19 protein-coding genes are annotated in these 21,768 nt (G+C 29.0%); 11 read left to right on the top strand and 8 right to left on the bottom strand.

Annotation, left to right across the window (positions count from 1 at the left end; genetic code table 11):
* Together pgk and gap are read right to left on the bottom strand one after the other, a co-directional pair.
* The coding region (gene pgk, locus CAMP5053_RS06955; RefSeq protein ID WP_337217551.1) for a phosphoglycerate kinase at positions 1-593 on the bottom strand (593 nt) is incomplete at its 3' end.
* A gap of 1 nt (position 594) precedes the next feature.
* Positions 595-1,590, bottom strand: coding sequence for a type I glyceraldehyde-3-phosphate dehydrogenase (gene gap / locus CAMP5053_RS06950; protein WP_337217550.1), 996 nt, complete (start codon positions 1,588-1,590; stop codon positions 595-597).
* Between the two features lie 59 nt (positions 1,591-1,649).
* On the opposite strand from gap, the gene nadD reads away from it, so the two are divergent.
* From nadD to CAMP5053_RS06935, 3 genes are read left to right on the top strand one after another with little or no spacing between them, the layout of a single operon-like run.
* Complete coding sequence (gene nadD / locus CAMP5053_RS06945; RefSeq protein WP_214099945.1) at positions 1,650-2,195, top strand: nicotinate (nicotinamide) nucleotide adenylyltransferase; 546 nt, start codon at positions 1,650-1,652, stop codon at positions 2,193-2,195.
* Positions 2,196-2,208: 13 nt separating this feature from the next.
* On the top strand, positions 2,209-2,538 hold the full coding sequence (rsfS, locus tag CAMP5053_RS06940) for a ribosome silencing factor (RefSeq protein WP_012661160.1): 330 nt from the start codon (positions 2,209-2,211) through the stop codon (positions 2,536-2,538).
* 9 nt (positions 2,539-2,547) lie between these two features.
* Positions 2,548-4,923 (top strand): tetratricopeptide repeat protein, encoded by a 2,376-nt coding sequence (locus CAMP5053_RS06935; protein WP_214125866.1) that lies wholly within the window; start codon positions 2,548-2,550, stop codon positions 4,921-4,923.
* A 1-nt stretch (position 4,924) separates the two neighbouring features.
* Here the strand turns inward: CAMP5053_RS06935 and CAMP5053_RS06930 are convergent, their stop codons facing one another.
* The 6 genes from CAMP5053_RS06930 to CAMP5053_RS06905 all read right to left on the bottom strand — a co-directional run bounded on the left by CAMP5053_RS06930 (position 4,925) and on the right by CAMP5053_RS06905 (position 12,993).
* The gene (locus CAMP5053_RS06930; RefSeq protein WP_214099947.1) at positions 4,925-5,299 is read right to left on the bottom strand and encodes a DUF1090 family protein; all 375 of its coding nucleotides are present in this window, start codon (positions 5,297-5,299) and stop codon (positions 4,925-4,927) included.
* 49 nt (positions 5,300-5,348) lie between these two features.
* The gene (locus CAMP5053_RS06925) at positions 5,349-6,701 is read right to left on the bottom strand and encodes a hypothetical protein (protein WP_337217549.1); all 1,353 of its coding nucleotides are present in this window, start codon (positions 6,699-6,701) and stop codon (positions 5,349-5,351) included.
* A 196-nt stretch (positions 6,702-6,897) separates the two neighbouring features.
* Positions 6,898-7,272, bottom strand: a complete 375-nt coding sequence (locus CAMP5053_RS06920) for an HIT family protein (RefSeq protein WP_039617714.1) — start codon at positions 7,270-7,272, stop codon at positions 6,898-6,900.
* A 43-nt stretch (positions 7,273-7,315) separates the two neighbouring features.
* The gene (gene fumC / locus CAMP5053_RS06915) at positions 7,316-8,707 is read right to left on the bottom strand and encodes a class II fumarate hydratase (protein ID WP_087700264.1); all 1,392 of its coding nucleotides are present in this window, start codon (positions 8,705-8,707) and stop codon (positions 7,316-7,318) included.
* A gap of 128 nt (positions 8,708-8,835) precedes the next feature.
* The gene (glmS, locus tag CAMP5053_RS06910; RefSeq protein WP_337217548.1) at positions 8,836-10,635 is read right to left on the bottom strand and encodes a glutamine--fructose-6-phosphate transaminase (isomerizing); all 1,800 of its coding nucleotides are present in this window, start codon (positions 10,633-10,635) and stop codon (positions 8,836-8,838) included.
* Between the two features lie 3 nt (positions 10,636-10,638).
* Positions 10,639-12,993 (bottom strand): nucleotidyltransferase, encoded by a 2,355-nt coding sequence (locus CAMP5053_RS06905; RefSeq protein ID WP_337217552.1) that lies wholly within the window; start codon positions 12,991-12,993, stop codon positions 10,639-10,641.
* A 115-nt stretch (positions 12,994-13,108) separates the two neighbouring features.
* On the opposite strand from CAMP5053_RS06905, the gene mqnE reads away from it, so the two are divergent.
* From mqnE to CAMP5053_RS06865, 8 genes are all read left to right on the top strand, one after another.
* The gene (mqnE, locus tag CAMP5053_RS06900; RefSeq protein ID WP_087700259.1) at positions 13,109-14,173 is read left to right on the top strand and encodes an aminofutalosine synthase MqnE; all 1,065 of its coding nucleotides are present in this window, start codon (positions 13,109-13,111) and stop codon (positions 14,171-14,173) included.
* A gap of 8 nt (positions 14,174-14,181) precedes the next feature.
* Positions 14,182-15,498: an NCS2 family permease gene (locus CAMP5053_RS06895; protein WP_087700257.1), complete on the top strand. Its 1,317-nt coding sequence runs from the start codon at positions 14,182-14,184 to the stop codon at positions 15,496-15,498.
* A 9-nt stretch (positions 15,499-15,507) separates the two neighbouring features.
* Entirely contained in the window at positions 15,508-15,948 is a 441-nt protein-coding gene (locus CAMP5053_RS06890) for a phosphoribosyltransferase (RefSeq protein ID WP_263663846.1), read from the top strand.
* Positions 15,949-16,012: 64 nt separating this feature from the next.
* A complete protein-coding gene (locus CAMP5053_RS06885; RefSeq protein ID WP_263667034.1) occupies positions 16,013-18,412 on the top strand; it encodes a molybdopterin guanine dinucleotide-containing S/N-oxide reductase in 2,400 nt (799 codons plus the stop codon).
* Between the two features lie 2 nt (positions 18,413-18,414).
* A complete protein-coding gene (locus CAMP5053_RS06880; RefSeq protein ID WP_337217547.1) occupies positions 18,415-18,948 on the top strand; it encodes a hypothetical protein in 534 nt (177 codons plus the stop codon).
* A gap of 6 nt (positions 18,949-18,954) precedes the next feature.
* Positions 18,955-20,112, top strand: coding sequence for a hypothetical protein (locus tag CAMP5053_RS06875; protein ID WP_337217546.1), 1,158 nt, complete (start codon positions 18,955-18,957; stop codon positions 20,110-20,112).
* Positions 20,109-20,849 carry a pilus assembly FimT family protein gene (locus tag CAMP5053_RS06870; protein WP_337217545.1) on the top strand — a complete coding sequence of 247 codons (741 nt, stop codon included), beginning with the start codon at positions 20,109-20,111 and terminating at the stop codon, positions 20,847-20,849. Before CAMP5053_RS06875 ends, CAMP5053_RS06870 begins: the two co-directional genes overlap by 4 nt.
* Positions 20,850-20,922: 73 nt before the next feature.
* On the top strand, positions 20,923-21,768 hold an 846-nt coding region (locus CAMP5053_RS06865; RefSeq protein ID WP_337217544.1), incomplete at its 3' end, for a cache domain-containing protein.

Raw genomic sequence — 21,768 nt, 5'->3', positions numbered from 1 at the left:
CCCACTACCGCCACAAAAGGTCGTGCAGGATGTTTGATGAGATTGCTTGCAAACTCGATTTCTTTTTGGAGTAAAAATCCCGCACCTTTGTTTGTATTGTCAAAGTATTTAGTGATAGCTTCAACACTAGCATGGGCTCTATGACAAACCCCAAAAGCATCATTAATATAAACATCAGCCATAGAAGCAAGTTCTTTAGCTAAGTTTTCATCATTTTTAGTTTCACCCTTTTCAAAGCGTAAATTTTCTAAAAGTAAGATTTCGCTCGGCTTTAATTCACTAGCTTTTTTCTTTGCATCTTCACCTATAACATCTTTAGCCATGATGACTTCTTTAGCCATTAAACGCGCAAGTCTTTTTGCAACCGGTTCTAAAGAGTATTTTGAAGCTATTTCTTTTGGACGCCCTAAATGTGAAGCCAAAATAACTGCACAACCATTATCTAAACAATATCTTATAGTAGGGATAGCTGAGCGAATACGACGATCATCGGTAATATTTAAAAACTCATCTTGAGGAACATTAAAATCACATCTTATAAATACTTTTTTCTTTGCAAGATCAATATCTTTAATCGATAAAATACTACTCATCTTAAGCCTTTGCTATAAATACTGCCATATCTACTAAACGAGAAGAATATCCCCATTCATTATCATACCAAGCAACCACTTTAACAAAATCATCGCAAATTACTTGAGTTAAATCACTTGCTACAATTGCACCATAAGAGCAAGTTATAAAATCACTTGAAACTCTTTCTTCATCATCTACTAATAATATACCTTTTAAATTACTAGCAGCTGCTTTTCTAAAGGCTTCATTGATTTCTTCTTTACTTACTTTTTTCTTTAAAGTTGCAGTTAAATCCACAGTTGACACATCAGCTACAGGTACACGCATGCTTTGACCATGTAATTTTCCATCAAGCTCAGGCATAACAAGCTTCATAGCCTTTGCTGCACCAGTTGAAGTAGGGATGATATTTTGTGCAGCAGCACGTGATCTTCTTTTATCTCTTGCTTTTGCATCAATAATGCTTTGTCCGTTTGTATATGCATGAATAGTTGTCATTAAACCTTTTTCTATGCCAAAATTATCTTGTAAAACTCTACAAATTGGACCTAGACAGTTAGTAGTACAACTTGCATTTGAGATGATGTTTTCGCCTTTGTATTCGTGAGCATTTACCCCTAAAACATAAGTTGGAGTTTTATCTTTTGCAGGTGCACTCATGATAACTTTTTGCACCCCATGATCTAAAAATCCTTGACATTTTTCCATAGTTAAGTGTGCGCCAGTACATTCTAAAACAATTTGTGCGCCATATTTTGCAAAGTCTAAATCAGCTACATTTCTGCTTTTTAAAACTTTTATTTTTTTATTATCAATTATTAAATCATCACCTTCATTTTTAACACTACCATCATATACCCCATGAACAGTGTCATATTTAAAAAGATATTTAGTAAGCTCTATATCAGTAGTATCATTAATCGCTACAAGTTCGATATCATCGCGTTTCATGATAATTCTTGCAACGCATCTTCCAATGCGTCCAAAACCATTTATTGCAACTTTTACAGCCATTTTCATTTCCTTTTTATGATTAAGTAGGTAAAATTCTACTAAAAAAAGGTTAAATTTTAATGAAAATCGCACTTTTTGGTGGCAGTTTTGATCCACCTCATTTAGGGCATAATGCTATAGTCTTTAATGCACTAGCAAATTTAGAGCTTGATAAGCTCATTATTATGCCTACTTTTATTAGTCCTTTTAAGCAAGAATTTACCGCAAATGAGCAAAGACGCTTAAAATGGTGTGATATGATTTGGGGAGGTTTGGAAAAAGTTGAAATTTGTGATTTTGAAATAAAAAAACAAAGACCTGTGCCTAGTATAGAAAGTGTTGATTTTTTGTATAAACAATATACAATTTCTAAATTTTATCTTATTTTGGGGGCTGATCATTTACAAAGTCTTGAAAAATGGCATGAATTTGAAAGATTGCAAAATTTGGTAGAATTTGTTGTAGCTAAAAGAGATGATATTTTTATACCAAAACATTTTAAAACCTTAGATACTAAAGTAAATATCTCTTCTTCTTTTATAAGACAAACCTTGCAAACATCACAAGTTTGTGAGCAAATCAAAGAAGAAGTTAAGCTTTATTATTCTAAATTTAAAAATATTTAGCAAAAGGAAAACAATGCAAGAAAGAATTAACAATATAGTGCAAATTTTAGATGATAAAAAAGCAGACTTAATAGAAACTTTTGATATGCAAGATAAGGATTATTTTGTCAAATTTGTAGTGATTGCTACCACTATGGGAGAAAGACATGCACTTTCTTTGATTGATGATTTAAAAACTAATCTTAAAAGTAAAGGTGAAGAGTTTTTAAATATAGAAAGTAGTGAAGAATGGACTGTACTTGATTTGGGAGATATTTTGATTCACTTAATGAGTGAAACTTATAGGGCAAAATATAATATAGAAGAATTTTTAAAAAGTTTAAACAAAGAAAATCAGAACTAGGAAATAAAATTGGATAATTTAATTACTGAGTTATCAGATTTAGCTAAAGAATATTTTGAAAATTCAGAATTTGAAAAATGTGATGAAGTCTTAAGTGAGCTTATAGCTTTTTGCAAGGGTGAAGTTACGCTTGCTCAAGATGGTAAAATGATTTTTATAGATGATGAAGATAAACACCGTTTGCTTTTAGAGGCTTACCATAATAGAGCGTTTTGTAGATTTAATTGCTTGAAATTTCAAGAAGCGCTTGAAGATGCAACTATAGCTGTAGAATTTGATCCTAGTAATGTATTTTTGTTTAATCTTTTGGGCTTGTGTAATTTTAAGTTAGATTTATTACAAGAAGCACTTTTGGCTTTTAATAAAACTATAGCACTGGATAATACATATTATTTAGCATATTTTAACAGAGCTAGGGTTTATATACTTTTAGATGAGCAAACAAAAGCTTTAAAAGATTTACAAACTTGTATCGATTTAGCTCCAGAATATTATATAGCTTATTATACTAGAGCCATTGCCCTGCTTAGTGTTGATCCAAAACAAGCTTTGCTTGATTTTAAGAAGTCTCAAGATTTGGGTTTTGAATCTTCGCAGATTTTTTATTATCAAGGGGTAGCTTATGAGAATTTAGAAGATTATCAAAAAGCTATAGAATTTTTTACTAAGATGATTGAGCAAGATGAGAGTTTTTCTGATGCGTATTATAAAAGGGCTAATAATAAACGTAAAGTCGATGATTTAGAGGGGGCTTTGCAAGATTGCTTAAAATCCATTGAATTAGATAATGAAAATGCAATGGCATATTTGATTTTGGGACATATTTATAAAGACTTAGAAAAGATAGAATTATCAATAGATGCTTTTAAAAAATCAATCGAATTAGATGAAAATTTACAATATCCATGTTTTGCATTGGCTAGAGTTTTGTATGATTTAGAAGATTATGAGCAAGCTTTGAAATATTATGATAAAACAATTGAGCTTTATGAAGAATATGCTCAAGCATATATTAATAGAGGCAATACTAAAATTAATCTAAAAATGATTGAAGAAGCTATAGAGGATTTTGACTTAGCAGCTAAATTTTATCAAGAAAGAGCAAGAAAGCATGATTTTACTCCATCAGAATTAGCAGAACTTGAACACGCAGTTCCTTATGGTTTTTATCATTTAGGTAATAGCTTATATAAGATAGACAAATATGATGAAGCTTTGATAAGTTATGAAAAAGCTTTGAAATATCAAAAAGAATATCCTGATGTGTTTTTTAATAGGGCTTATTTAAAATCTGATCTTGAAAAATACGAGGAAGCTTTAAAAGATAGCGAACTAGCTGTTAAATATTATAAAAAACAAAATAATACCCAAGATTATGCTAACTCCCTTTCTCAAAGAGCTTGGATTAAAAGCAAGCTTGAAAGATTTCAAGAAGCTATAGATGAATATAATGAGCTTATAAAAACATATAAAGATTATATTGATTTAAAAGATGTATTATTTGAAAGAGCATATTGTGCAAAAGAGCTTGAGTCTTATGAAGAATTAATAGCTTATTGTAATGCAGCACATAAAGTGGATAAAAATAATTTTAAGCTTTATTTTTGGCGTGGAATTGCTAAATATAATTTAAGCTTAGAAGAAGAAGCTATAGAAGATTTAAATAAGGCTTTAAAAATTGATAAAAATCATAATGGCGTAAAGTATTATAAGGGGCTTTGTTATGAAGATCTTTATATGTTTGAAGAAGCGATAAAATGTTATGATAGTGTGATTTTAAGCAACGAAGAAGATGATGAATCGTATTTTCATAGAGCAAAATGTAAAAGAAATCTTGAAAAATACAATGAAGCTTTAAAAGATATCAATGAATGCTTAAAAATAATTGATGATGTTGCGGAATATTGGATAGAAAAAGCACAAATTTTAAGCTTTTTAGGAAAATATGATGAAAGCTTTGAAGCAGCAAAAAAAGCAAGTGAGCTTGAACCAAAATCATATGAGTGTTATCATTTTATGGGTGCGGTTAAAGTGTATTCACAAGATTTTAAAGAAGCTATAAAATATCTTAATATGGCTTTAAATTTAGATGAAAGTCAAAATTGGACACATTATTATAAGGCAGAGTGTTTAAGAAATTTAGGTGATTTTCATGATGCATTGCAATGTTATGAAGATTGTTTAAAGATAGTAAATGAAAATACCGATGCTTTAGTGGGAAAAATTCAGTGTTTAGAAGAGCTAAAAGAATATGAGCAAGCTTTAGAGTGCACTAAAGAATTGTTAAAGCTTGATGAAGAAAATGAGTTTGCATTAAAAAATCAAAATATTTTAATGCAAAAATTAAAACAACAAAATAAAAAATGGTGGCAAATTTGGAATTAAATTAGAGTTTGTTGATATATTCTTCAATCTCTTTTTTAATTTTGTCTTTTTTGTCTTTTAAAGCTTGTTTTTTATTTTTATACTCTGTTTTACTCATATAATCTTTTTGTTTTTTTAATTCTTTTAACTCTTGTTCGATTTTTTCTATCTCTTGCTCTTTAAGTTTTTTAGCCTCTAATTTTTTATCATAAAAAAGAGGATCTTTTGCACAATTTGCCTGAACTTCTTTTAAGGCTAATTCTAAACTTAAAGCTTTTTCTTGATGATTGTAATTTTTAGCATAAGCTATTTCTTTTTGAATTTGCTTTATTTTAACCTCACATTGCGTGGAAAATGCAAGTGAGCAAAGTGTAAGTAAAAATAACAATTGCTTCATAGTTTAAACCTTTCTTTTTTTGATATTTTAGTTTGTTATATTAAATAATTTATTTGCTGTTTTTAATAAAAACATGAGTTTTAAAAAAAGTTATTTGACCTTTTATATTGATATTAAATTCTAAAGGGATAAAAATCAAAGATGAGCCATTGTTAAGTTTGTAGCTTAACTGTGAATTTTTTTGGTAGTTTTTTAAGATTTTGTCAAAATTTTCAAGTTTTAAAAGTTCTTTTTCTTGAAGCAAAAAATACAAGGTATTATCATCAATTTTCATAAAATATTTAAAGTCACTTGAATTAGCAATAAAATCAAATAATACTTCATCATAATTTTCTTTTAATTTGGAGTATTTTGGATGAAATTTTTTGGACATATTGTGAAATTCTATCTTTTGTGGCTTTAAGTGAGTTAGATTATAAGTTTTTAAAAAATCATCAAAACTATAATTGTTGTTATAATTTTTATCAAGATCATGTAAGGTGTTTTTGATGCCTTTGATTTGATTGTAGTATTGTTTACTTTGAATATAGTCAAGATCTAAAGAGTGTATAGAGTTTTCTAATTTTTGTAATTGGTATTTTTGCGAAGAAAAACTTATGTAATTTGCAAAAAATCCTAAAAATAGTGCCATAAACGCAAGTAGGTAAAAAGAAAATTTTAATGCTATTTTTTGCTTAAATACGCTTAGATAATTTGCAATTAAAAGCCATAAATTTAAAGTCAATACTGCTAAGCGTTCTGGCGTAAAACCATATTGTGCAATTCTAATTATAATAGCATAAAATACGAAAATATTTAATGATAGTAACACAATAAAAAAGGTATAGAGTAGTGCTTTTTTGATTTTATAAAAAGATAAATTTATCCAAAGATTAATTAATAAAAAATTACCAAACCAAAGACATAGATGAACTATACTAAGATTTTTTAAAAGATTAAATAATACTCCTAAACCATAGGTAAAAAGCATGATTATATATAAAATACTAAAACTATTTAGTATAAATATAAAAATTTTATTAAAATTATATGAAGTAAAATTGCCAAGTAAAAATAAAGAAAAAATTCCAGCACTAAAAAGCCACAATGACAGAACATGAGAATTTAGTTTACTTGAAGAAATATCAAATAAAAAATCAAACGAACCATAAAATATAGCCAAAAATATACCAAAAATTAGCCAAAAACTTATACTAAAAGAAAGGGCAGCTAAAAAATGATGAAAATAATTAAAATCACATAATTTTCTTGCACATACTAAAGCTATAAGAGCTGTTGCTAAAGAAATATATAAAGAATTATTAGTAAAAAATATTAAATAATTTTCTATGCCATCTTTAAAGATAAAATTTAAAAATATATAAAAAATTAGTCCAAAAAACCCAACCCATAAATTTTTCAAGTTTTTATAATTTTGTATTAAATTGTTTTTTGAGTTAGTGAATGTTTCGCAAAAAATTATAAATAGGGTTAAAAGTAAAAAAATACTAGTTTGATATGAACTATAAAAAAATGCTATAAAAAACCAAAAACATAAATAAAAAATAACTCCAAGTGGATGATGTAATAAAGCTATATAGCTAGAATTAATAAATTTTTTAAACATAAATATTTTTTATTTTTTTAAGTAATATTGATACAAATCCATCAAAATCAGGTAAATTTAAATTTTTAATTTCTCTTTGCTGTTTTCCCCACATGCATTCAGGAAAAAAAGCATCTTCTTTAAAACGTGCCATAACATGAAAATGCACTCTTGGCACATAGTTTGCAAAGGAAGCTATGTTGATTTTTTCTGGGTTATAATACTCTCTAAGGCTTAATTCGCAAGCTAAAACATATTGAAAAAGCATATTTTGTAAAAAGGTTGGACAATCACTTAATTCTCTGTAATTTTCTTTAGTAAAAATTTTCACCCAAGGAATTTGAGAATTTTCTTTTTCTATAAATAAATAGTCATTTTCATAAATCATACTAACTCTTAAGAAAAGACTAGGATTATTCCTAGTCTTTTGATTATTTTTTTGGTCCTATCATTTTTGTAGGATCTACAAATTTAGCAAAGTCTTCTTCGCTTACTAAGCCAAGCTCCATAGCACTTTCTTTTAAAGAAATGCCTTTTTTGTGAGCATTTTTTGCTACTTTAGCTGCATTTTCATAACCAATGTGTGGATTTAGTGCAGTTACTAGCATTAAAGAATTATGTAAATTATGATCTATTTTTTCTTTATTTGGTTCTATACCAACAGCACAGTGGATATTGAATGAATGCATAGCATCAGCTAATAAATCAAGGCTTTGCAAGAAGTTATAAATAATCACAGGTTTAAAAACATTAAGCTCGAAATTTCCTTGGCTTGCTGCAAAACCAATTGCTGCGTCATTTCCCATAACTTGTACTGCAACCATAGTTAAGGCTTCACACTGAGTAGGATTAACCTTGCCTGGCATGATAGAGCTTCCTGGTTCATTCTCAGGTATGTTTAACTCTCCAAGTCCACATCTAGGGCCACTTGCTAGCCATCTAATATCATTTGCTATTTTCATTAAATTTGCAGCTAAACCTTTCATAGCTCCATGTGTAAAATTAATGGCATCATGGCTTGTTAATGCATGGAATTTATTTGGACTTGAAACAAATTTAGTACCTATTAGCTTGCTTAATTCTTCGCTTACTTTTTCACTAAGTTCTGGATGAGCGTTTAATCCTGTGCCAACAGCCGTTCCACCTATTGCAAGCTCTCTTAATGTAGGTAAAGAAGCGATGATTTGCTCTTTTGAGTGAAGTAACATAGAAAGATATCCGCTAAATTCTTGAGCTAAGGTAAGTGGTGTAGCATCTTGAAGATGAGTTCTTCCTATTTTAATAATTCCTTCAAATTCTTTTACTTTTTTTTCAAAAGTTGCAATAAGCTCATCTAAAGCAGGGATAAGTTTTTTTTCTACTTGTTCTACTGAAACTATACTCATAGCAGTTGGAAAAGTATCATTTGAGCTTTGGCTCATATTTACATGGTCATTTGGATGAACAAGTTTTTCTTTTCTAAAATCACCGCCCATAATTTCAGTGGCACGGTTTGCTATAACTTCATTCATATTCATATTACTTTGAGTACCTGAACCTGTTTGCCATATTGCTAGTGGGAAATTATCATCAAATTTTCCTGCTACGATTTCATCGCAAGCTTGCACAATGGCATTTTTTTTAGCTTCGTCTAATTTACCAAGTTTGTTATTAACTAAAGCCAAAGATTTTTTAAGATTTGCAAAAGCATAAATTAAAACTTTTGGCATTTTTTCGCAACCAATTTTAAAATTTTCAAAACTTCTTTCAGTTTGCGCACCCCAATATTTATCATTAGGAACTTTAATCTCTCCCATAGTATCGTGTTCGATTCTATATTCCATGGCTTTTCCTTGTAATAAAATAAGATGTAATATTTAAACCAAATAATCCCTAAAGTTTGCTTATAATTTAAGAAGTATTTATAAAATTTTTTAAAAAAGTGTAGTTTTTTCAAAACTACACAAAATATTTATTCTACGGTAACACTTTTTGCTAGATTTCTTGGCATATCTACATCATTGCCAAGTCTTATAGAAACTTCCAAAGCAAGAAGTTGTAAGATTACCATCATTTCGAAAAATTCACACATATAGTGTTCTTGTTTTGAAGTTCTTATAAAATCATCGCTTAAATCAAAATCAAGCGGGGAAATAGCAAGCAAGGTAGAATCCCTTGCAGCTAATTCTTCTACATTTGATTTAGTTTTTTCATAAAGACAATTTTGTGGCATTAATGCAACGGTAAAAAGCTCACTATCTGCTAGAGCAATAGGTCCATGTTTCATCTCTCCTGCTGGATAGCCTTCAGCATGTAAGTATGAAATTTCTTTAAGTTTTAAAGCACCTTCTAAAGCTAATGGATAAAATACATCTCTTCCTATAAAGAAAAAGCCATGACCGTGTAGGTATCTTTTTGAAATTCTATGTACTTTTTCATGTAAGTTTTGTTCAACTTTAACTATACTTGGTAAGCTTCTTAGAGCTTTGATTTCTTTACTCATATCCAAATTTGCTTTTTGCGCAAGATAGATTGCAAGCATCCATAAAGTTGCCACTTGAGTGGCAAAAGCTTTAGTTGAAGCCACACCTTTTTCAATGCCCGCTCTAGTAAGTAAAGATATATCAGCTAAACGCACGATGTTGGAATTGTCTACATTGCATATTGCTAAAGTTTTAACTCCTTGTGCTTTTGCTATTTTTAAAGCTTCTAGTGTATCAGCCGTTTCGCCACTTTGAGAGATTACTACAAAAAGAGAGTTTTTACCTATAATAGCTTCTCTGTATCTAAATTCACTCGCTACTTCAACTTTAGTTTTAATTTTTGCAAGTCTTTCAAGTAAATAAGCTCCACTTAATGCTGCATGATAGCTTGTGCCACAAGCACAAAGCGTGATTTCATCTATATTTTGCAAAAGAGTTTCATCTATATCTTCAAAAACAATCTGCTCACCTTGTAAGCGTCCCATTAAAACTTCACCTAAAACTCTACTTTGCTCATAGATTTCTTTTTCCATGAAAAATCTATAACCATCTTTTTGGGCATAACTTTTATCTTGACTTAAAGCTACAAAAGTAGGTTGTATGCAAGCTTGATCATGGCAAATTTTGCATTCGTTTAAATTAACATATCCATAATCTCCATCTTCAAGATAAGCTACTTTATCCACTAAAGAAATTAAAGGCGCATCACTTGATGCAAAATAATATTCATTTTCATCACCATTTTTTCCGATGATGAGTGGCACTGCATTTTTAGCAAAATAAATTGTATTAGGATCTTTTTTACTTACAAGTAAGATTGCAAAAGCACCTTTTAGTTCAGCTATGGTCTTTTTAAAAGCTTCAAATGGTTCTAAATTACTTGCATGGTATTCAAATAAATGCACAATAACTTCAGTGTCAGTTTGACTTAGAAAATTAATACCTTCTTGTGTGATCTTTGTTTTTAATTCTTGGTAGTTTTCTATGATTCCATTATGTATTACACAAGAGTATTGTCCCAAATGTGGATGCGCATTTATTTCGGTTGGTTTTCCATGAGTTGCCCAACGCGTATGGCCTATAGCAAGTCCAAAGCCATCACTATTAAAATTAGCAGTTTTATTAGCTAAATTTTCTAATTTTCCAACCGCTTTAAAAAAGTCTAACTCACCATCTTTCATCACTGCTATACCAGCACTATCATAACCTCTATACTCAAGCTCTTTTAAGCCTTCTAATATGATTTTTTTCTTTTCTTTAGTTCCTATATAACCTACTATTCCGCACATCTTTTACTCGCTTATTAGTGATTTAAGAATTTGATCTTTATGATCTTGCAAGCTTTCATTTTTATGCAAAATCAAAACATTTCGCGTTCTTTCTTTTATGGTTTGAATTTTTGCTGCGCTTAAGATAATATCATATCTTGCAAGCACATCCATCACATAAGCCATCAAACCTTTTTGATCTTTTGTGTTTAAGGTTATTTTGGCATAGCTTTTGGAATAATTCATATCTAATTTTAATTCATCTTTTTTAATGTTTGGTTTTTTTGCCTTTTTTTGTACTTTTAAATGTAATTTAGAATTTAGTAAATTTTCTAAACTTTGCTTTTGAGTATCGCTTACTATATCTGAATATTCAAATTTCAAATAAACTTTTTCATCAAATAATTCAAAGAAACTCATAAAGACTAAATTTAAAGAACTTAAGGTATTGAGTATATTTTCAAGATTATTTTTTCTATTCATTATAAGCTCTAGGGTAAAATTATCTTGATTATCAAGCCAAAAAGTAAAATTTTCCTTTTGTGCAATTTGTGTTATTTTAATGATTTTTTCAAAACTATTTTTTATAAAAAAGAGATTAGATTTAATATGAGTGATATTATCTTGAGTTTGCTCATCAAGATCTAAAAAAGCCTTGCTTCTTTTTAGAGTTTGTTCTTTTTTTACTCTTCTTTGACTCTCATCAATTAAATTCTCATCCTCAAAGCCTTCTAATGCATTTTGAAACAATCTTTCTAAGCTTTTATAATAAAAATGATTTTCTATGCCCAAAGCTTTAGCATTGCAAAAAGATAAAAGATGTAAGGTTTTTAAGGTATTAATATCGTTTAATTTGGAAATAAAATTTAAAACAATAGTAGAATTATAGATATCTTCTTTTTCTATAATGTCTTTAAAAGCGTTAAAATTTTTATATAATCTTAAGCCAAAATCTAAAAGCTCATTGTCAATTTCAAATTTTCCCACATAAGCTCTATAAATATTTGCTAAAGAAATTTCATTTTCTTCATGAATAGCACTTAAAAGTATGGTGAGTTTTATTATTAAAAGTGTATTTTCATCAAAGTCATAATCTTTTTCTTCAAAGTATTTTAAGCAAAATAGTGCTCTATCTAATGCACTATAAATACCTTCTTCTTCGAGTAAAAATTTACTTTGAGTAAGAGGTTTGCAAAAATCTTTTAAAATATTAGCATCAGCAAGAAGTTTTAAAAGAGCAAAAGAATGTTTTCTTTTTAAGATCTTTTTGAATAATTCTAGATTTTCATCTTTATTTTCTGCTCTTTTTAATGCAAAAATGAGTTTGATATCAAAATTATAATCTTTATCATCTAATTTTAAAAGTTGATTTAATATCAAGCTTAGGTTTTCACTTTCGCTAGAATAAGTAAAAAAGCTATCTTGTGTTTCATAAAGCTTACTATCTTTATAGTGTTTTTCTTGGATACACCTTGCTAAAAATTGCGTATAAATTCCACAAGTTTGCATGCATTGCATAGCTTTTTGAATAAGTATGGATTTAAGATCTAAATTTTTCTTTTCTTTTTTTTGCATTAAGTTAGCAAGTTCTTGTGAATTTTGTATTAAGAATAAATTAGTGTTTTTACCTTCTAAAAGATTCATTGCACATTTAAGTGAAAATAAAAAATCACTCGCAAGTTTAAATTCACTTAATTCTTTTTCGTTGATAAAATTAAGCATATAATTTTTAGGAGAATCTTTAAATAATATACTTAAATTTTCTATATCAAGTTGCTCATCTAAACCGCCAAAATTTTTATTAATATCAAATTCTTGCTTAATTAAAGGTTGATGATAAGGGTTAAATTCTTGCAAAATTTTCAAAGCAAATTCTTCTTTTAACTCATCTTGAGCTTGAGAAATTTTTTCTTTGATTTGTTTGAATAAAATCTTAGATCCACAAATATAACGATATTGTAAAATATTTTGTTTTAGCTCATTTTTGGCTATATTATAAAGTCCATTTATTTCACAAATTTGATAATTGATATTTAAATTAATATCATTTAAAGAAGCAATAAATGCTTTCATTAAAGGCTTGATATTATAAGCTTTTATATCTTTATAAATAAGCAATAAATCAACATTTTCTTTTATACTTAAATTCATTTTAGCATATTGTTTAATAGCGATGATACAAAAAGGGAATTTATCATTATGCGGAAAATAATCATCGAAAAAATCATTCAAAACAAGCTCATAAACATCTTCTATAAAACGATCAATTTCTTTAGAGTGATAAAAACTAAATGAACCTTGTTTTAAAAAAAGTCTAGAACAATAAGCTTCATAATCTTTTAAAGAATTTTTTAATTTTTGAATTTTTTGCATATCCATAACTTGATAATAATCCTTATTTAATTTTACTAGTATCATACCAAAAATACTTTGTATTAAATTTTAAGTAAGTTAAAATTATAATTGTAATTTAAATTTAAAAAATGGTAAGAATATGCAAACAATTATAGAAAAACTAGAAAATCAAGAAAGATTAAATGAAGAAGAAGCTAATAAACTTTGGGATTTAGAGCTTTTTACTTTAGGTAAATATGCACAAAGAATTCGTACTAATTTACACGATAAAAAGGTTTATTTTAATATCAATCGCCATATTAACCCTACAAATATATGCGCAGATACTTGTAAATTTTGTGCTTTTTCAGCACACAGGAAAAATCCTAATCCTTACACTATGTCGCACGAAGAGATAATGAAAATAGTCGATGAAACAGTTTTAAGAGATACTAAAGAAATTCATATTGTTTCAGCACACAATAAAAACACATCATGGCAGTGGTATTTGGAAATTTTTAAAATGATTAAAGAAAAATATCCATTTTTGCATATTAAAGCCTTAACTGCTGCTGAAATTGATTTTTTAAGCAGGGCTTTTAATATGAGTTATGAAGAAGTGATAGAAAAAATGCTTGAGTATGGTGTTGATTCTATGCCAGGTGGCGGGGCTGAAATTTTTGATGAAGAAGTTAGAAAAAGAATTTGTCATGGTAAGGTAAGTAGTGAAAATTGGCTAAAAATTCACAAACTTTGGCATGAAAAAGGCAGACAAAGTAATGCCACAATGCTATTTGGGCATATAGAAAGTAGAGAAAATAGAATCAATCATATGATAAGATTAAGAAATCTTCAAGATCAAACCGGTGGGTTTAATGCCTTTATACCTTTAGTTTGGCAACAAGATAATAGTTTTATTACAGGTAAAAAACCACTTGGCTCGGTAGAAATTTTAAAAACCTTAGCTATTGCAAGGATAGTGCTTGATAATATTAAAAATATCAAAGCTTATTGGGCAACCATGGGTATAAATTTAGCTATGGTAGCTCAAGATTTTGGTGCAAATGATTTAGATGGTACTATAGAAAAAGAAAGTATACAAAGTGCAGGTGGGGCAAAAAGTTCAAATGGCTTGAGTTTAAAAACTTTTATAGAAATGATTCAAAGCTCAGGTTATATAGCAATAGAGCGAGATAGTTTGTATAATGAATTAAAAACTTACTAAGGATAAAAATGGATTTTTTTAAACTTAAAGAGCATAATAGTGATGTAAAAACTGAAATTTATGCAGGTATTGCTACTTTTTTAGCAATGATTTATATCATACCGGTTAATGCGAATATTATGAGTAATTCAGGTATGCCACTAGAGGCTTTAATTGTTGCAACTGCTTTAGTAACTATTATAGCTACTACTTTTAGTGCTTTTTTCTCTAATACTCCTGTGGCTATGAGTGTGGGTATGGGGCTAAATGCGTATTTTACTTTTAGCGTGTGTAATACTTATCAAATTCCTTGGCAAAGTGCTTTGGGGGCTGTGTTTTTATCAGGTATTGTTTTTACTTTGCTATCTTTTACTAATTTTAGAATTTGGGTGATAAAAAGCATACCAAATGATTTAAGAAAAGCCATATCAGCAGGTATTGGAACTTTTATAGCTTTTATGGGGCTTGTGCAAATGGGGATTATCACTAAAAGCGAAGCAACTTTAGTAGGTTTGGGTGATTTTTCAAGCACTAAAGTGCTTTTTGGATTGTTTGGCTTGTTTTTGGTTTTTGTTTTTTGGGCTTGGAGGATTAAAGCCGCATTTATCTTAGCTGTTTTTGTGAGTGCTTTGTGTGCTTGGATTTTTGGTATTGATGGGGCTAAATTTCCAGAGCAACTTTTTTCTATGCCAGTTATAAGCGGAGATAATGGTTTAAGTGCAATATTTGGTAAACTTGATATAAAAGGAGCTTTAGAGCTTAGTATGATTCCTATAGTGCTTACTTTTTTTGTTACACAGCTTTTTGATAGTGTAGGTACAATCACAGGTGTAGGCTCAAGAGGAAAAATCTTTGATGATCCAAAGCAAGGTGAGAAAAAGTTAGGTAAAACCTTGGGCGCTGATGCGGCTAGTTCGGCTATGGGAGCAGTTGTTGGTACCTCTACTGTAACTGCTTTTGTGGAAAGCTCAGCAGGGGTAGAGGCAGGAGGTAGAACAGGACTTACAGCTTTAGTTACTGCTATATGTTTTGTTTTTACTTTATTTTTATTGCCAGTATTTAAAGCTATTCCTGCAAATTCTATTTATCCTATTTTAGTGCTTGTTGGTGTTTTAATGTTTATGGAAGTTGCAAATATTAATTTTAAAGATAAAGCTATAGCAGTGAGTGCGTTTTTTATTATTATCATGATGCCACTGACTTATTCTATTACCACAGGTTTTGCTTTTGGTTTTATTGCATATTTATTTATGCGTATCATGCAAAAAGAATTTGATAAAATTAATCTTGGTATTATTGTATTAAGTGCAATTTCATCTTTGGTATTTTTATTACAATTTTTATAGGAAGTGATTATGTATTATTATGCTTATGAAGAATTTCAAAAAGAAATTATTCCTTTTACACGCAAAATTAAGGAAGAATTTAATCCTGATGTGTTACTTGCCATTGCAAGAGGTGGTATGACTTTGGGTCATTTTTTAGCAGAAGGTATGGGAAATAGAAATTTATTTTCTTTAAATTCCATTCACTATGAAGATACTCAAAAATTAGATACGATTAAAATTTTTAATATCCCTGATCTTAGTTCATATAAAAAAATTCTTTTGGTAGATGATATTATAGATAGTGGTGAAACTATGATAGAAATCAAAAGAGTTTTAATGGAAAAATATCCTCATTTAGAGCTCAAAGTAGCAAGTGTTTTTTATAAACCTTCAGCATTATTAATCCCTGAATTTTATATAAAAGAAGCTAAAGAATGGATTGACTTTTTTTGGAGCATTAAAATTTAGCTTTAAATCAAATACAAATGTTATAATATTATTTTGACTTTATTTTGTTAAGAAAGGATGTCTTATGAGTTTAACAAGAAGAAAATTTCTAAAAGGACTTGCTGCTACTTCAGCGATTGCTTCGGTTAACCCTTTAATGGCCGCAAGTGAGGGAACTAAATTTTATGATACTAAAAAAATTCCTCATGCAACTCACTTTGGTGCTTTTTGGGCTGAAGTAAATTCAGAAGGAAAACTTGTAAAAGTTACTCCACAACAATCTGATAAACATCCTTCTATTATCACTGATGCTATCATTGATAGAACTTATTCAGACACTAGGGTAAAGTATCCTTGTGTTAGAAAAAGTTTTTTAGAAGGAAAGAAAAGGCCTAAATTAAGAGGTAAAGAACCTTTTGTAAGAGTAAGCTGGGAAAAAGCTTTAGAGCTTGTATTGCAAAAATTAAAAGAAACTCCTATTGAAAATTTATTTAATGCAAGTTATGGTGCTTGGGGGCATGTAGGTTTATTGCACAATTGTAACTCAGTAGCAGGAAGATTTTTTAACACTGCTTTAGGTGGTCACATCGGCACCGATGGAGAGTATAGTAATGGAGCTGCCGGTAAAGTTAATGCTAGTATAGTAGGGGATTTAGAGGTTTATTCTTTACAAACTTCTCACGAGGTTATCTTAGAAAATACCCAAGTTTATGTTTTATGGGGAGCTGATCTTTATAAATGTAATCAAATTGATTTTAAAGTTGCAAATCGTGGTAATGATGAGTATTATAAAAAATACAGCAAATCAAATATCAAATTTATTACCATTGATCCTCAATACACTCAAACAGCAGAGATTTTAAATGCCCAGTGGATTAAAATTCGTCCAAATACCGATGTAGCTTTAATGCTTGGTATGATGAATTATTTATATAAAAGTGGAAAATACGATAAAAAATTCATTGAAAAATACACCGATGGTTTTGACAAATTCTTACCTTATTTGCTTGGAAAAACTGATGGTATTGATAAAACTCCAGCTTGGGCTGCAAATATTACTGGTGTTGAAGAAAAAGTTATTACTGCATTAGCAGATACTTTTGTGAAAAATAGAACTTTCTTAGCAGGCAATTGGGCTATGCAAAGAGCACACCATGGTGAACAAGCTGATTGGACTTTAATGGTTTTAGCTTCAATGATAGGTCAAGTAGGTTTACCTGGTGGTGGATTTGGCTTTTCTATGCATTATTCAGGTGGTGGACAAGCATTTTCAGGTGTAAGATTACCAGTAGGCTTACCGCAAGGTAAAAATAATCTTGATACTAATATCCCTGCGAGTAGGGTTTCAGAGGCAATTTTAAATCCGGGTAAAACAGTTAAATTTAAAGGCAAAGAAATCACCTATCCAAAAATCAAAATGATGTATGTAGTGGGTGCTTCTGTCTTAGGTCATCATCCGGATACAAATGAGCTTATTAAGGCTTTAAGAACACTTGATACATTAATCGTCCATGAGCCTTGGTGGACACCTATGGCAAAAATGGCTGATATTGTATTGCCTTCAACTACAACTTTAGAAAGAGATGATATTAGTTTTGGTGGTTCTTATTCTCAAGATTATGTTTATGCTATGAAAAAAGTAATCGAGCCTTATTTTGAAAGTAGAAATGACTATGATATTTTTGAAGAATTAGCAAAAAGAATAGGTGAGAGAGAGCATAAAAAATTCACCGGTGGTAAAACTAAACAACAATGGCTTGAAGGTTTTTATGGTAGAAGTGATTGCCCTTATTATATGGAATTTGCTGATTTTTGGAAACAAGGTTTTATTCATTTTGAAACTCCAAAAGAAGCTTACAACTTCGTAAGACATTCTGAATTTAGAGCTGATCCTATAGCAAATAAACTTGCAACAGAAAGTGGAAAAATTCAAATTTATTCTCCAAAATTTGAAAAATATAACTTGGAAGACTTTAAAGCACATCCAACTTGGTTTGAACCAGCTGAGTGGTTGGGTAATGAAAAATTAGTTAAAAAATATCCTTTCCATTTAGTAAGCCCACATCCAAGATATAGAGTGCATTCTCAACTTGATAATACTTGGGTAAGAGATTTGTATAAAATTCAAGGTAGAGAGCCTGTGATGATTAATACTAATGATGCTAAAAAGCTTGGTATTACTCATGGAGAAGTTGTAGAAGTATATAATGATCGTGGATCGCTTTTAGCAGGTGCTTTTGTAACAGATAATATCATGGAAGGGGTTATTAGTATTCAAGAGGGTGCTTGGTATGATCCTGAAGATGTGAGCGATAGCAAGCCAAGATGTAATGCAGGTCATGTAAATGTTTTAACAAGTTCAAGACCAACTTCAACCATGGCTCAAGCAACAAGTGTAAATACTTGTCTAGTGGGTATTAAAAAATTAAAAGAAGTTATAAAACCTTATAACTCAACTACACCACCAGAAATTATAGGAGCTTAATAATGAAGAAAATTATATTAGTATTGACTTTTTTAGCTAGTGCTTTATTTGCTAAAGATATGTTTATTTTTAATGAAAAAGTAGATCTTTTAGATAGTGCTAGTAAAAAAGTAGTAGGACAAATTTATGAAGGCTCTAAAGTAGAGCTTATAAAAGAAGAAGGTGAATATTCTTTAATCAAAGTTAAAGGCGAGGTTGTAGAGTCAAATCCAAAAAGTCTTGCTTACACTAAAGATGGAATTTATCTTTTGCTTACTTTAAATACTAAAAATGCAAGTAATGAAATGGAATTTTTAGTTAAAAGTAAAGATTTAACCGATCAAGAAATTCTTGCTTGGGATGAGATAGAATTAACTTATTATGATACTTGTACAAGTTGTCATGCAGCGCATAAACCAAAAGAACATTTAATGGAAGAATGGGATGCATATTTATCTGCTATGCAAGGTTTTGCGAAAATTACTGATGCGGAAAAAGATAGAATTTTAAGATTTTTGCAATCTCATGCAAGTAATGGGCCTGTAAAGCTTGACTAATTAAAAATGAAAAGGTATTTGTTAGCCGTTTTATTTTTTGATTTTTGTGCTTTATTGTATGGTATAAGCACTTTATCTATAAGCTACAACGAAGCACAAATTTATTTTTATGATCATAGTTTAATTGCTATGATCGCTAGATTTGGGACTACTCTTTTTGGTCAAAATGATTTTGGATTAAGACTCCCTTTTGTTTTATTACATTCTTTAAGCTGTGTTTTATTATATATTTTAGCTTTAAAATATACCAAAACTTCCTTTGATGCCTTTATTTCTGTTGTGCTTTTTATATTGCTTCCTGGTAGTGTGGCTAGTGCTTTGCTTGTTAATGAATCAAGTATTGTGATATTCTTTACCCTTTTAATTTTAGTATTATTTGAATATAAAAAAATATTTTTATTTTATGTTTTATTAGTTTTAGTTCTTTTGGTAGATGCAAATTTTGCAATTTTATATTTATCTTTTTTCTTTTATGCTATTTATAAAAAAGATAAATTGCTTATTATATGTTCTTTAATTTTATTTGCTATTGCAATGAGTGTCTATGGATTTGATGCAAGTGGAAAGCCTAAGGGGTATTTTTTAGATACTTTGGGTATTTTTGCAGCTTGTTTTTCACCTTTAATTTTCCTTTATTTTTTTTATGTTGTTTATAGAATTCTTTTGCAAGATGATAAGCCACTTTTATGGTTTATTAGTGCAACTACTTTTGTTTTTTGTTTAATTTTTTCTATAAGACAAAGACTTTTTTTAGAAGATTTTTTACCTTTTTGTGTAGTTTGTACTCCTTTGTTAATTCGTTATTTAATGTCTTCCTATCGCTCAAGGATGCCACAGCTGCGTTTAAAACATAAAATTTTTATAGAATGTTCTTTGGTATTTTTATTATTTTTTTATCTTGGTATTATTTTTAATCAAAGTTTTTATTATTTATTAAAAGATCCCAAAAAACATTTTGCCTATGATTATCATATAGCTAAAGAATTAGCGTTAAATTTAAAACAACACAATCTCACTTATATTTTTGCTCAAGATAAAGAACTAGCTTTAAGACTTAAATTTTATGGTATTTCTAAAGGCAAATTAGAGCTTCATTCTAGTAAAAAAGCTAGTAGGATTTATGTTAGTTTGGGTAATCATAAAGTTTATTATTCTATAAAATGAAGCAATCTTTTACTTCAATAGAACTAATTTTTGTTTGTATTATATTATCTTTATTATTTTCTATGGCTTATGTTTATTATAAGCCTGATTATTTGCGTTTAGGAGCTGAGCAAGTTTTAAATGATATTAAATACACAAGACATTTAGCTTTAATACAAAATGATTTTAGAGCAAAAGAATTTAACATTGCTAAACGAGAGTGGTTTAAGGCTAAATGGCAATTATATTTTATACGCTCTAAATCTGCTACCAACAATGAGCAAACTTATACCATCTTTTTAGATAAAAATGGCGATGGTAATGCAAACATAGGTAAAAATATGATCAATAAAGATAGAGAAATAGCTGTTGATCTTATCAACCCTGATATATTAATGAATTCAGGTCAAAGTGGAGTGATAAATCAAAATGATTTTAAGGCAAATTTAAAATACAATATAGAAAAAACTTATGGTATATCTAAAGTTTTATTTGAAGGTGCTTGTAAAGGAAGTACGCGTTTAGTTTTTGATGATTATGGCCACTTATATACACCTTTGAAAAATGCCACGCGTACTTATGATAAACTTGCTTCTTTTAATAATGATTGTATTATAAGATTATCTAATAACCAAAATCAACATATATGTATTGTTATAAATCCTATTAGTGGCTATGCTTATATTCCTAAATTTACCTCCCATAAAGAACAAAATATAATTTTAAATAATAAACAAATATTTTGTCATAATTTGTAATTATTTTTTATTTTATTAGTAATTTATTTTATTTTTACTATAATTTTTAATAAAATTATTACAAGGAGTATCAATGTTTAAATTTAATAGCTTGTCTAATAAATTAACTACAATAGCTTGCGTTTTGATAGCAATTATATTAATAGTTGTAAATATAATTAGCTATTATGAATCTAAAGAAAGTACAAGTTATTATCTAGAAGAAATACAAAAGAAAACCATGTTTGATGTTAACTATATGTATTCAAGTTATTCAAATAGCAAAAGAAGTATTATAGAATCGCTAGCATATAGCTTAAGTAATATCGTGCATAATGCTAATGATAGGGAAATTTTTAGTGTTTTAGATACCGCAAAAAGATCGGGTGGCTTTGATACCATTCATTTTGGTTTGGAAGATTCGGGTAAAGATTATCAAATTGACACCAAATTTAATCTTCATAATGATCCTAGTAAATTTGATCCAAGAACAAGGCCATGGTATAAAGAAGCAAAAGTAGCAGGAAAGCTAATTGTTACCGATCCTTATAAGAGTATAGTTTTAAACGGACAAATGGTTGTAACGTATTCTATTCCAGTATATAGCGACAAGGGGGGGGGTAAGTTTATAGGTGTAGTAAGTGGAGTTTATAATCTCAATACTTTCTCTAAAGATGTGTTAGCATTAGGTCATTCTGATAGCTCTTATGCAGGTGTGTATGACAAAGAAGGTATGGTGATATTTCATGAGGATCAGGAAAAAATGCTTAGTAAAACTGATCTAAGCATCAACATAGCTAATGCTGTTAAAGCAAATCCTGATTTAATTGATCCAAATAAAAAAGAAACTTTATTCTATGCTAAAGATCAAGAAGGTAAAACTCAAGTTATTACTTGTAATCAAACTTTAAATCCTAAATACATAGTTTGTTCTATTACA

Origin of the sequence: Campylobacter sp. S4:11 (genome assembly GCF_024723695.1) — a bacterium.
Taxonomy (GTDB): Bacteria; Campylobacterota; Campylobacteria; order Campylobacterales; family Campylobacteraceae; genus Campylobacter_D; species Campylobacter_D jejuni_C.
The sequence above is the reverse complement of the archived record's forward strand: the minus strand, read 5'-3'. Positions and strand labels throughout refer to the sequence as shown.

Coding starts and splice junctions, on each gene's coding strand:
- gap (WP_337217550.1), bottom strand. CDS start 1,590: ATGGCTGTAAAAGTTGCAATAAATGGTTTTGGACGCATTGGAAGATGC.
- nadD (WP_214099945.1), top strand. CDS start 1,650: ATGAAAATCGCACTTTTTGGTGGCAGTTTTGATCCACCTCATTTAGGG.
- rsfS (WP_012661160.1), top strand. CDS start 2,209: ATGCAAGAAAGAATTAACAATATAGTGCAAATTTTAGATGATAAAAAA.
- CAMP5053_RS06930 (WP_214099947.1), bottom strand. CDS start 5,299: ATGAAGCAATTGTTATTTTTACTTACACTTTGCTCACTTGCATTTTCC.
- CAMP5053_RS06920 (WP_039617714.1), bottom strand. CDS start 7,272: ATGATTTATGAAAATGACTATTTATTTATAGAAAAAGAAAATTCTCAA.
- fumC (WP_087700264.1), bottom strand. CDS start 8,707: ATGGAATATAGAATCGAACACGATACTATGGGAGAGATTAAAGTTCCT.
- glmS (WP_337217548.1), bottom strand. CDS start 10,635: ATGTGCGGAATAGTAGGTTATATAGGAACTAAAGAAAAGAAAAAAATC.
- CAMP5053_RS06905 (WP_337217552.1), bottom strand. CDS start 12,993: ATGGATATGCAAAAAATTCAAAAATTAAAAAATTCTTTAAAAGATTAT.
- mqnE (WP_087700259.1), top strand. CDS start 13,109: ATGCAAACAATTATAGAAAAACTAGAAAATCAAGAAAGATTAAATGAA.
- CAMP5053_RS06895 (WP_087700257.1), top strand. CDS start 14,182: ATGGATTTTTTTAAACTTAAAGAGCATAATAGTGATGTAAAAACTGAA.
- CAMP5053_RS06890 (WP_263663846.1), top strand. CDS start 15,508: ATGTATTATTATGCTTATGAAGAATTTCAAAAAGAAATTATTCCTTTT.
- CAMP5053_RS06885 (WP_263667034.1), top strand. CDS start 16,013: ATGAGTTTAACAAGAAGAAAATTTCTAAAAGGACTTGCTGCTACTTCA.
- CAMP5053_RS06880 (WP_337217547.1), top strand. CDS start 18,415: ATGAAGAAAATTATATTAGTATTGACTTTTTTAGCTAGTGCTTTATTT.
- CAMP5053_RS06875 (WP_337217546.1), top strand. CDS start 18,955: ATGAAAAGGTATTTGTTAGCCGTTTTATTTTTTGATTTTTGTGCTTTA.
- CAMP5053_RS06870 (WP_337217545.1), top strand. CDS start 20,109: ATGAAGCAATCTTTTACTTCAATAGAACTAATTTTTGTTTGTATTATA.